The sequence below is a fragment of the Draconibacterium sp. genome, assembly GCF_041583095.1.
Lineage (GTDB): Bacteria > Bacteroidota > Bacteroidia > Bacteroidales > Prolixibacteraceae > Draconibacterium.
The window spans coordinates 1-11,188 of record NZ_JBFHGM010000172.1 but is presented as its reverse complement, the minus strand read 5'-3'; the positions used below and the strand labels follow the sequence as shown (position 1 = coordinate 11,188).

Sequence of the window (11,188 nt, the reverse complement as noted above, 5' to 3'; positions counted from 1 at the left end):
TATTTATCCTTATGCATTTGCTAATCTGTTTATGAATAGCGAAAATGCAAATTGAAATCCGTTTAATCGAAAATCGCCTGCAACTAACTAAATTTCAATATTTTCAAAGAATATTATTAGATTTTAATGGGACAGCAATGACTTATTATTTCAAAAAAGGTTCACTAAAATATGTCACAGATAGTCGGCATATTTTGTAAATTTACCCTCTAACTTAAAACCAATTAAAATGGCTAGTGTTCAGCAGCTTGCAAAAATGATCGATCATTCGATCCTTCATCCCACCATGACAGATTACGATTTAGAGCGGGAATGTGCCGTTGCGGCAAAGTATAATGTGGCATCGGTTTGTGTAAAACCTTATGCGGTAAAACAGGCCCGGCTGCTTTTAAAAGATACGGAGGTAGCGGTTGGTTGTGTTATTGGTTTTCCGGCCGGAAATTCAGCCATTGAGGTAAAGGCTTTTGAAGCGGAAACAGCCTGTAAGGATGGTGCGGTTGAGATTGATATGGTTATAAATATAGGGAAAGCTTTGCAGGGCGACTGGGATTATATTGAAGATGAAATTGGCGCAGTTGTAAAAACCTGTCATAAAAACGGGGCGATTGTAAAAGTTATTTTCGAAACCGATTACGTTGCAAATGAACTGGACATTAGAAAGCTGTGCGAGATATGTACCGCTGTTGGTGCCGATTACGTAAAAACGTCCTCCGGGTTTGGTTTTGTAAAAGGTGCTGATGGGCGCTATTCGTACATGGGAGCTACCATTGATAACCTGAAGTTAATGCGCGATAGCAGCGGCCCGAACGTAAAAATTAAAGCTGCCGGAGGAGTGCGTACGCTCGATGCCTTGCTGGCTGTGCGTGAAGCCGGTTGCTCGCGTTGTGGTGCCACCGCAACCGTTGCCATTCTTGAGGAAGCAAAATCGCGTTTCGGAGGATAAGAGATTACTGGCCGCTAAGCTTTATTGTTTTATCGAAGAACAATCATTTTGGATGTGCGGCGGTATTTCCGGTCTGCCAGATTTCATTTCTCTTGTCAGCGGGAACATTTCCGGGGCGCCGGAAATCGTTTTTCCTGAGTGCGGCAGTATTTCCGGGCCACCGGATATTAGTTTTCTTGTCTTCGAGAGCATTTCCGGGCCACCGGATATTAGTTTTCTTGTCTTCGAGAGCATTTCCGGGTTGCCGGATATTATTTTTCCTGATTGCGGGAGTATTTCCGGGGCGCCGGATTTCGTTTTTCTTGTTTGCGGGACAATTTCCGGCACGCCGGATTTTATTACTCTCAAGTGCGGGAGCTTGTTATTCAGTGCTTTATGGATGCTTTTTTCAGCTATTTGTACTTCCCGGATATCCATGAAAGAATAAATGGTTTAGTCCATACCTGAATGAAAGTTTTACTTTCTTTTTTAAGTGATGAAATGAAAAAGTCCGGGGCTGTATATAATGATATACAGCCCCGGACTTTATTTGTTCTTTTCAACAAGAACGCTTGTGATTAAGTGCCGGCTAAACGCACGTTCTATTTTTTCAAAACCTTATACGTGTTATAGTTGCCGTTGCTTAATTCTACTTTTAGCAGAAACAGCCCGGTTAAATTTTGCGGCAGATAGAGTTCGGCCGTATTTTCATTGGGTTGCGATTCTTTAATTTTTACACCGGTGCTGTTATAAACTGAAATACTTGCGATTGTTTTATCTGCAGTGATCATCAATCTTCCTTCAGTTGGATTTGGGAATAACTTAACAGCAGCTGATTCGATTCGCTGTGCCGAGAGTACCAGTGTGCCGTCGTTTTGTTTAAAACGATAGGCAAATTGCTGGTAATACTGGTTGGCAATATCAGCATCGTAAATAATAAGTGTGTTTTCATCATTTCGGTCGTTGGCCGAGCTGCTCCAGTTGTGGCTGCCGGTTATTGTTTGTGGATCAGATTCCGGGTTGTTTGCATCGATCAGTGCTACTTTGTGGTGTAGCTGACCTGCTGCATCATCGAAAATATATTTTTTGGCAGGAAGTGTGCTGCTAAGATTCGTATTCACGATGTCGGTATTATCGCTCTCTCGTTCTGTAATAACATTAACGTCAACACCGCGGTCGTACGCATCAATTATAGTATAGGCCAAATCGGAGCGGGTGATCAGCATGGTCTCGATATCCAGATCGTAATCTGCCGTGTTAATCGCATTTATCAACTGCTGGTTGGTGTTGTCCGACGGACTAAAATAGCAGGCAATCAATTTGTCGCCCACCTGAATGTGGTGTGGGGTATTATCAATTTTAGCATCCCCGAATTTTGCATTACCGGCATTTGGCTGGTTGCCGGTGCTTCCCCACATTTCTTCAAATTCAAGCTCGTAAACTTTTGCCAGCGACTGGTCTTGAATAAAGATCATATTATTGCTGTCGTAGGTTAGCTGGCTTGGTGTAAGGTTTGTGGAACCCGACCAAACCCAGGCAGCGTTAGCATTTGTTGCGTTTGCATCGAAGATGGCAAATTTGTTGTGCATTATTCCGCCTTCCGCTATTTCAGGACGTTCAAGAACGGGGATATTGTTATTCAAATCGTTAACGCTGGCGTGGGTTGTTGATCCGCAGGTGATAAAACGTATGGTTACCCCACGATTGTAGGCGGCATTCAGCGCATCTGATATTTTTGAATTGTCGATATTGTAAATACAGAAGTCGATCGATTCGCTGGCTCTGTTAATGTAGGCAGCGAGAGTGTCGGCCATAAAATCGTCGATATTTGAGGCAACAGTTGGATTGGCGTAGCTTTCATCAATTTCGGTGTTAAAATACACTTTTATGTCGCCCGACGAATTTGATTTACTTACAAAAGCACTGATGGCCGAAAAAGCGGTGTCGCCCTCATTAACCGAAAAAGCCTGCGCGTAAACAATCTCCGAACTTTGTAAACCCGTAAGCTGCGCCTGGTGCGTATATTCATCGGCACTAACTGTTGATTGGCCACTGGCATGATTCGTCAAAGCCGCTAATTCCATGCTCGATCCATATCTGATTTCGGAGGTGCCATCGGTGTCGGTGTTCCATTTAATAGTAATCGAACTGCTTGTGGTTTCAACTACTTCGAGTGCTGACGTAAGCTGAATATTTGTATTAAAAATAAAATCGTTGGCATCGCGCGGAAGAAGCTGGTAAGTTGTTTTATATTGCGAGCAAATAGCAACCAGATCGAATGCTCCGGTTGGAATTGCCTCGCCAACAAGCGGGCTGCTTGAATTTATTCTCAACTCTCCGGTATTTGTGCCATCAGTAAAAGAGTAATTTGTGTTTCCTCCAAATTGCCCAACGGCATTTACAAACTCAATATTATTTATTCGTATCAATTCTGCTTCATAAACTTCACCAATATTGCTTATGCTGATGATTTGCGGTTCGGGTAGCGACACCCCCGAGGCATGCGTCGTAAAGTTGGTAACCGGACTAATCTCCAGTAAGTTATTGTAATCGTCAAGCTCACCGGTTACAGTGATGGAATCTCCGCGTAGTACTCCTGACAGGGCATTGTCGTATATTCCAATTCCGCCGGTGTTATCCTGTATATACCTGATGGGGCCAAGTTCCGAGCCGTTGGTTACTATGCCCGAAACCGTAACGCTTGTGCCTACCGCTTTCTGACGAGCTTCGTTAATACTTGTTTGAGCAAATAACTCAATGCTAATAAAAAGAAACAGAATGAATGTAGAGATTTTCACAACTTGTGTATTAATTATTGGGTGAAATTAATGAAATAGCCTATTAACTTACAGGCGAAAAAGAAAATTGTTCAAAAATTAATTTCTCGAGATCATCAGTTTTTTTACCGTTCGTTTATCATCTGTGGTTAGGATCTGAATCAGGTAAATGCCGTTCGGAACATCGTTAAGTTGTAGCTGTATTTTTGAAACCGGAAATTTGTACTCTTTAAAATAAACCTGTTTCCCGGTAATATTGGTGAGACGGATTTCGCTGATTTCCTTTAACGAATAATCAATGGTGACTTTATTGTCTTTACAAGGATTGGGGTAAATCTTTACCTCGTTTTTTGTTTCTTCTTCATTTTGGAATGAAGAGAATCCGGTGTCTTGAGCAAAAGACGCCGAAGCAATAAATACTGTAAATAAGACAAGTATAATATATTTCATGGCAGCACTGTTTAATTGTTTCCTGAGTATACGCAGCAAATAACATGCCCGTTATATTATATCGACAGGAAAAAATTAAAACAGTTGCAAAGCGGCTTCCAAATCTTCGGGAGTATCAATACCAATGGTAGCTGAAGTGGTTTCTGCGGTTTTTATTTTGTAGCCATTTTCGAGCCAGCGCAGCTGTTCCAGCGATTCGGCCAGCTCCAGTTTCCCTTGTTCCAACTGAGTTATTTTTTGAAGCACGTCGGCCTTAAAAGCATACATGCCGATGTGGCTCCAGAATGTATGTTTTTTTACCCAGTTTTTGTTTGCTTCTCCACGGAAATACGGGATAGGAGAGCGGCTGAAATACAACGCAAATTCGTTTTTGTCGAGCACAACTTTCGGGCGGTTCGGATTAAACAGTTCTTCTTCCGAATCGACTTTTTTTACCAGTGTGGCAATTTCAGTTTCACTTTCAAAACACGATTTGATCAACTCAATTTGTTCAGGTTTTACAAAAGGCTCGTCTCCCTGAATATTTACAACAATATCTACGGGGCGATTTTTAGCAATTTTTAAGGCTGCCTCGGCACAACGGTCGGTGCCACTTTGGTGGGTAGGAAGTGTTTTTACCACTTCGCCGCCAAAAGCTTTTACAGCATCAAAAATACGATCGTCGTCGGTGGCAACACAAACATACGGAAGTGCTTTCGACGCATTTTCGTACACCCACTGAATCATAGGTTTATCCTTTATTTTTGCCAACGGTTTTCCGGGAAACCGTGAGGATTGATAACGAGCTGGTATAATTCCAATAAAGTTCATTCTTCTCTTTTTGAATTCGTTTACAGTCTGTTTTGCTAACAATTTGTCAGAAATATTTGCCGACGCATCAAAGATAATAATTGCTTAAAATTTAGTCTGCTTTGCGCAGGAAATATATTGGAACGGGATTTGCAAAACACTACCGGATGTAGAAAAAACCTAAAAAAACTTAATAATGACTGACTTTCTGTCATTGCCATCGAAAAATTGTAAATTTGCAGATTGTTGACTAAATACAATATGGATATACAAGCAATAAAACAAAGATTTGGAATAATTGGAAACACCGCCGGAATAAACCGGGCCATTGAAGTTGCCGTTCAGGTGGCGCCAACAGATTTGTCGGTTTTGGTAACCGGAGAAAGTGGTGTAGGTAAAGAAATATTCCCACAAATAATACATCAGTTCTCGAGCCGGAAACATGGTAAGTACATTGCCGTAAACTGTGGGGCAATTCCTGAAGGAACCATCGACTCGGAGTTGTTCGGGCACGAAAAAGGAGCATTTACCGGAGCTCTTGCCGACCGGAAGGGATACTTTCAGGAAGCCGATGGAGGAACCATATTTTTGGATGAAATTGGTGAACTTCCTTTGTCAACCCAGGTACGTTTGCTGCGTGTATTGGAAACCGGAGAGTTTATGAAGGTTGGTTCGTCGCAGGTAATAAAAACCAATGTGCGGGTAATAGCCGCAACCAACGTAAATATTCCGAAAGCAATTGAGGAGGGGAAATTCCGTGAGGATTTGTATTATCGTTTAAATACGGTGCCGATTTCAATTCCGCCCTTGCGCGAACGCCCCGACGATGTTATTTTGTTGTTTCGAAAATTTGCACGCGATTTTGCCGAAAAATACCGGATGCCACCCGTGCGTTTAGAAGAAGATGCCCGAACTGTTTTGGTAAGTTTTCGCTGGCCCGGAAACATCCGCCAGTTAAAAAACATTACAGAGCAGATTTCGATAATTGAACAGGAACGCGATATTTCGGCCGAATCTTTACGCACGTATTTGCCTGTTAGCGGAGGGGCTAACTTGCCGGCATTGCTGGCGCGCGAAGAAGAGAATAAATCGTTTGCCAACGAGCGCGAAATACTGTACAAAGTTCTTTTTGATATGAAGAGCGATATGAACGACCTGAAAAAGCTGGTGCTCGATTTAATGGAAAACCGCGATGCCCCAATTTCAGGTGATCAGGCGCAGATTATAAGAAATTTGTACAATACCAATGATGGTAATTTTGTGGCAAAAGAACAGGTTTCAAATCCAATTCATATTACCTCGGTTGATAAAGATAATATTCAGGATACGGAGGAATTTGTGGAAGAATCGCTTTCTTTGGCCGATAAAGAAATTGAGTTGATTCAGAAAGCACTGGAGAAACACCGCGGTAAAAGAAAATATGCTGCTCAGGAATTGGGAATTTCGGAGCGGACATTATACCGTAAAATAAAAGAATACGATATTAAGGGATAAAATATGTTGAGAAAGCTATTGTTTGTTGCCGTTTTGGCGGGATTGGTTGGCATTTTAGCGCCATCGTGTACAGTCAATTATACATTTACCGGAGCTAACTTGTCGCCCAATGTAAAAACGTTTACTGTGTATTATTTTCCCAATCGGGCACGTTTAATCAACCCAACTTTGAGCCAGAGTTTTACCGAAGAACTGCGCGAAAAATTAACACGCCAAACATCGTTAAACGAGCTGTCGGAAAGCGGCGACCTTGAATTTGAAGGACAAATTACGGGGTACGAATTCCGACCGATGTCGATACAAAAAGAGGACGAGTCGGCTCAAACACGACTTACCATTACAATCAATCTGAAGTACACCAACAACCAGGTTCCCGAAGAAAATTTCGAAAAATCATTCTCTGCCTACGAAGACTTTGACAGTAACCTGTCAATCAGTTCGGTGGAAGAAGAATTGAGTGCCGAAATAATTAAAAAACTTACCGAGGATATTTTTAACGCAACCATTGCAAACTGGTAGTATGAAAAGGGAGCAGTTACTGACCTATATAAATACATCGAATACGCTGAATGGAGAAACGTTGGCTGAGGTGAAAAAACTCACTTCCGATTTTCCATGGTTTTCAGGCGGATGGCTACTGTATTTAAAGAACCTGAAGAAGTTAGGGCATCCTGATTATGATGCTGTTTTGAAAAAGGTGGCAGTAATGGTTCCCGACAGAAAAGTGCTGTTTAAATTTTTAAATGATGAATTGCCTAAAAAGCAGGTGGTAAGTTCAAAAGAGAATACTCCGGCAACCTATCGTTTGGAAGGAGATGTTAAATTGCAGTCGGAAATTTCGTTGATTGATAAATTTCTGTCGACCGATAGTGAACGATTGCGGACTGTAAAACATAATCCGGGTACTAATGGAAACGGGAGCGAAAGGGCGCTTCTAGAACAATCGGTAAAGGAAGATGAAGAGCTGGTTACTGAAACTTTGGCATCGATTTATTTTCAGCAAAAGAACTTTGATAAAGCTTTGGATGCCTATAAAAAATTAAGTTTGAAATATCCGGAAAAAAGTGTTTACTTTGCAGGCCGTATTGAAGAAATTGAATTGTTAAAGAATAATAATTAGAAAAGATGTATACTTTAATCACCGTTTTACTATTTATCGTTTGTATCCTTTTGGTACTGATTGTACTGGTACAAAACTCTAAAGGAGGAGGTCTGGCAAGTAATTTTCAGTCTTCAGGACAGGTTATGGGCGTGAGAAAAACAACCGATTTCCTTGAAAAAGGAACCTGGTTTTTGGCAGGAGCTTTATTATTCCTTTCTGTTATAGGAGCGGGTTTTATTCCTCGTGAGCAGGCAGAAACAGAAGGAAGTCGTGTGCAGGATCAAATTGAAACAGCTGTTGATCCTACTCAGGTACCAACGTTCCCAACAACTACTCCGGCTGCAACTGAAGAAACTCCGGCTGCCGACGATGAAGGTGGTGAAAATTAGGATTCAAAGAAAATGATATATAAAAAGCCGTTCGATTTCGAGCGGCTTTTTTTATTGATGTCCGTTCTTCGCTTTTATTTGCAATTTATTCAGATGGGAGCGGGCGAGTTACTTTTCCTGTAATATCATCAATAATAAGGATGATGTATTTCTCTTTTCTAAAATAGAAATGCCGGGTTGAAAACTGCAGGTCTTTCATTTCGCGTTCGCCATGCTTGTTAAAAAACGGGCGCCTGATGTGCTGCTTGTAAACAGTAGTATTATTGAGGTATGAATCGAAAGCTGCCAGCCGTAACTCGCAGGTGCAACATTTGGTGGTTTTCCCACAATCTTTTGCTTCTTCAATTTGGTAGGCGCATCCAATTGCTTCGCCACAAAGCATATATAAAAGATCTTCGTCAGTTTTGTTCGAAAAGATCGTTTTAATTGCGTTATTAAACGCTTGCAGTCTCATGTCTTTGTCGAGTAACAAAACACAGCTGGTAATATTGTCTAAAACCAGATTCATAAACTCACCCGATTCGGCGAGCATGTCGAAGCTGTGATTGGCCATTGTTTTTTTTGATTGCATAGTAATGCTGTTTGGTGTATTGGTGATAAATGTACAAAAAAGATATTGAAAATCAATAAGTAAAATTGGTTTTGATAACCGGCTGATTGTTGTTTTTGAGACACAAAAAAAGGGAATAGCTGAGCACTCTTTCTGTTTGGTTGAATGCTCAGTTACTTTTTTGTCAGGATGTTTCTTATTCTTCGGTTCTCTATAAAGTAAATCGTGGTGAATTGTATTCGCTCTCGATAATTAGAGGAATAATAAATTGTGCATCGCTTGAAAGTTTAAAGTTTGCCAGTCCGTTAATTTCGATTGAAATAAAATAGCGTGGATTTTCGTTCAGCCGGTTGATGAGCGGAGCCAGAACATCATCTAAAACCAACGAATGGGTTGCGCTGTTTAAAAAACTGCCATCCTGCAACAAATTTACCGAATGGATTTGCTGGTAATCGTCGTCGCCCTGTGTTTTGTATGCGATTACAAGCTGGAGCTTTTCAATTGTTTCGCTGTTTTGCAGAGCCTCAAACGAAATGGTAGAACCCGCTCCCGGAATGATCTGAACAACATCGCCCGGACATTTTTTGAGTTCATCGCTGTAACCCAGGCAGAAAATTCCTACACCATCAAAATGGTAGGTTTCCGGAGATTCGCTGAGATCGACTAAATAGGATTTTGTAGGAATGTCAATGATTAGTTTGGTTTCGGTTGTGTAGTCGGTGTCTGCATCGTTACAGGCAAACAGAGGTAGTAAGAGTACCCCCAACAAAATTAAATTTTTGAGTTTCATGGCTTTCCGTTTTAAGTGTTATAGCACCAGGGTACTTTGGCTCTGTTTTCTGACTTTAATAATTACGAATAAAGTTAGGTAATAGTTGCGAAAAGAAAAAAATAAAAGACAATTAAGTATTAATAAAGTTTGAAATATGATGTGCTTTATTGTGCTGTCACCATGGCAGACATTCTGACACCTGTGTAAAGCGTTGAAAAACAGGGCGAAGTATGGAGTGAAATGGATGGGGTATGGGATTCTGGTGTAATTTTGTCCTTAATTTGAAGGGCTTTAATGCGTTTTGGCGATTGGCATAGAATATGATACTGGAAGTGCGTTAAAATGAAAAAAATATTTAATCATAAAAACTAAAACAAAATGGCAGATTTAAAAGGTAAAATTCTTGCTGGCAAGATCCTGGTTCAGCCGCAGGAAGCAGAAGAAAAGACAGTGAGTGGAATCATTATTCCTGATTCAGCAAAAGAAAAACCACAGGTAGGTACTATCGTATTGGTAGGTGCTGATAAAAAAGATGAGCCAATGGAATTAAAAGTTGGTGATATTGTTTTTTACGGTAAATACTCGGGTACTGAGTTGAACATTGATGGAGTAGATTATTTATTGATGTCGCAATCTGACGTTTTATACATTAACTAATTTCAAAAAGTAAAAAATCAGAAAAGATGGCTAAAGAAATTAAATTCGATATTGAAGCACGCGATTTGCTTAAAAGTGGTGTTGACCAACTGGCTAATGCAGTAAAAGTTACTTTAGGACCAAAAGGTCGTAACGTAGTTATCGAGAAAAAATTTGGTGCACCACAAATTACTAAAGACGGTGTTACTGTTGCAAAAGAAATTGAGTTAAGCGACGCATACGAAAATATGGGTGCTCAAATGGTAAAAGAAGTAGCTTCTAAAACCGGAGACGATGCTGGTGATGGTACTACAACAGCAACTGTTTTGGCACAATCAATCGTTAACGTTGGTTTGAAAAACGTTACTGCAGGTGCAAATCCAATGGATTTGAAACGTGGTATCGACAAAGCTGTTGAAGCAGTTGTTGCAAGCATTAAAGAGCAAGCTCAAACGATTGGCGACGACTATGCAAAAATTGAGTCGGTTGCTAAAATCTCTGCCAACAACGATGCAGTTATCGGATCGTTGATTGCTGAGGCAATGAAAAAAGTACACAAAGAAGGAGTTATCACCATTGAAGAAGCAAAAGGTACTGATACTTACGTTGACGTAGTTGAAGGTATGCAATTCGACCGTGGTTACCTTTCTCCATATTTTGTAACCGATGCAGAAAAAATGGTTGCAGAACTGGATAACCCTTTCATCCTGATCCACGACAAAAAGATCAGCACAATGAAAGATCTTCTTCCTGTTCTGGAAGCTACAGCTCAAACAGGTCGACCATTGATGATCATTTCTGAGGATGTTGATGGCGAAGCATTGGCAACTTTGGTTGTTAACCGTTTACGTGGTTCGTTAAAAGTATGTGCTGTTAAAGCTCCTGGTTTTGGCGATCGCAGAAAAGAGATGTTGGAAGACATTGCAATCCTGACTGGTGGTACTGTTATTACCGAAGAAAAAGGTATGAAACTGGAGCAGGCTACAATTGATATGTTGGGTCAGTGCGAAAAAATTACTGTTGACAAAGAAAATACAACTGTAGTTAATGGTGCCGGTGCACAAGAAGCTATTGCTGCTCGTGTTAACCAAATCAAAACTCAGATGGAAACTACAACTTCTGATTACGACAAAGAAAAACTGCAAGAGCGTTTGGCAAAATTAGCCGGTGGTGTTGCTGTTATCTACGTTGGTGCTGCTTCAGAAGTAGAAATGAAAGAGAAAAAAGACCGCGTTGACGATGCATTGCACGCAACCCGTGCCGCCGTTGAAGAAGGAATTGTTCCTGGTGGAGGTGTTGCTTTGGTT

At 40.9% G+C, this 11,188-nt stretch carries 13 protein-coding genes; 7 read left to right on the top strand and 6 right to left on the bottom strand.

Going from position 1 to position 11,188, the window contains the following annotated elements:
* Positions 1-229: 229 nt before the first annotated feature.
* Positions 230-943 (top strand): deoxyribose-phosphate aldolase, encoded by a 714-nt coding sequence (deoC, locus tag ABZB17_RS15240; protein WP_372651259.1) that lies wholly within the window; start codon positions 230-232, stop codon positions 941-943.
* Positions 944-964: 21 nt separating this feature from the next.
* Here the strand turns inward: deoC and ABZB17_RS15235 are convergent, their stop codons facing one another.
* The 4 genes from ABZB17_RS15235 to kdsB form a co-directional block, all read right to left on the bottom strand.
* On the bottom strand, positions 965-1,360 hold the full coding sequence (locus ABZB17_RS15235; RefSeq protein WP_372651257.1) for a hypothetical protein: 396 nt from the start codon (positions 1,358-1,360) through the stop codon (positions 965-967).
* 164 nt (positions 1,361-1,524) lie between these two features.
* A complete protein-coding gene (locus ABZB17_RS15230) occupies positions 1,525-3,720 on the bottom strand; it encodes a phospholipase D-like domain-containing protein (RefSeq protein WP_372651255.1) in 2,196 nt (731 codons plus the stop codon).
* Between the two features lie 78 nt (positions 3,721-3,798).
* Positions 3,799-4,149, bottom strand: coding sequence for a T9SS type A sorting domain-containing protein (locus tag ABZB17_RS15225; protein ID WP_163322145.1), 351 nt, complete (start codon positions 4,147-4,149; stop codon positions 3,799-3,801).
* A gap of 75 nt (positions 4,150-4,224) precedes the next feature.
* A complete protein-coding gene (gene kdsB / locus ABZB17_RS15220) occupies positions 4,225-4,959 on the bottom strand; it encodes a 3-deoxy-manno-octulosonate cytidylyltransferase (RefSeq protein ID WP_372651253.1) in 735 nt (244 codons plus the stop codon).
* 240 nt (positions 4,960-5,199) lie between these two features.
* Here kdsB and ABZB17_RS15215 point away from each other — a divergent pair, with 240 nt between their 5' ends.
* From ABZB17_RS15215 to secG, 4 genes are read left to right on the top strand one after another with little or no spacing between them, the layout of a single operon-like run.
* A complete protein-coding gene (locus tag ABZB17_RS15215) occupies positions 5,200-6,432 on the top strand; it encodes a sigma-54 interaction domain-containing protein (protein WP_372651251.1) in 1,233 nt (410 codons plus the stop codon).
* 3 nt (positions 6,433-6,435) lie between these two features.
* Complete coding sequence (locus tag ABZB17_RS15210; RefSeq protein ID WP_303920451.1) at positions 6,436-6,951, top strand: LptE family protein; 516 nt, start codon at positions 6,436-6,438, stop codon at positions 6,949-6,951.
* Position 6,952: 1 nt separating this feature from the next.
* Entirely contained in the window at positions 6,953-7,552 is a 600-nt protein-coding gene (locus ABZB17_RS15205) for a hypothetical protein (protein WP_372651248.1), read from the top strand.
* 5 nt (positions 7,553-7,557) lie between these two features.
* On the top strand, positions 7,558-7,923 hold the full coding sequence (gene secG / locus ABZB17_RS15200) for a preprotein translocase subunit SecG (protein WP_045026250.1): 366 nt from the start codon (positions 7,558-7,560) through the stop codon (positions 7,921-7,923).
* Between the two features lie 85 nt (positions 7,924-8,008).
* Here the strand turns inward: secG and ABZB17_RS15195 are convergent, their stop codons facing one another.
* Both ABZB17_RS15195 and ABZB17_RS15190 read right to left on the bottom strand, forming a co-directional pair.
* Positions 8,009-8,494, bottom strand: coding sequence for a hypothetical protein (locus ABZB17_RS15195; RefSeq protein ID WP_372651246.1), 486 nt, complete (start codon positions 8,492-8,494; stop codon positions 8,009-8,011).
* Positions 8,495-8,684: 190 nt separating this feature from the next.
* Positions 8,685-9,263, bottom strand: coding sequence for a hypothetical protein (locus ABZB17_RS15190; RefSeq protein WP_372651244.1), 579 nt, complete (start codon positions 9,261-9,263; stop codon positions 8,685-8,687).
* Positions 9,264-9,623: 360 nt separating this feature from the next.
* Between ABZB17_RS15190 and groES the strand changes: the two genes are divergently transcribed.
* Positions 9,624-9,902, top strand: coding sequence for a co-chaperone GroES (groES, locus tag ABZB17_RS15185; protein ID WP_038556475.1), 279 nt, complete (start codon positions 9,624-9,626; stop codon positions 9,900-9,902).
* Between the two features lie 26 nt (positions 9,903-9,928).
* Positions 9,929-11,188: chaperonin GroEL (groL, locus tag ABZB17_RS15180; RefSeq protein WP_372651242.1), on the top strand; the 1,260-nt coding region annotated here is incomplete at its 3' end.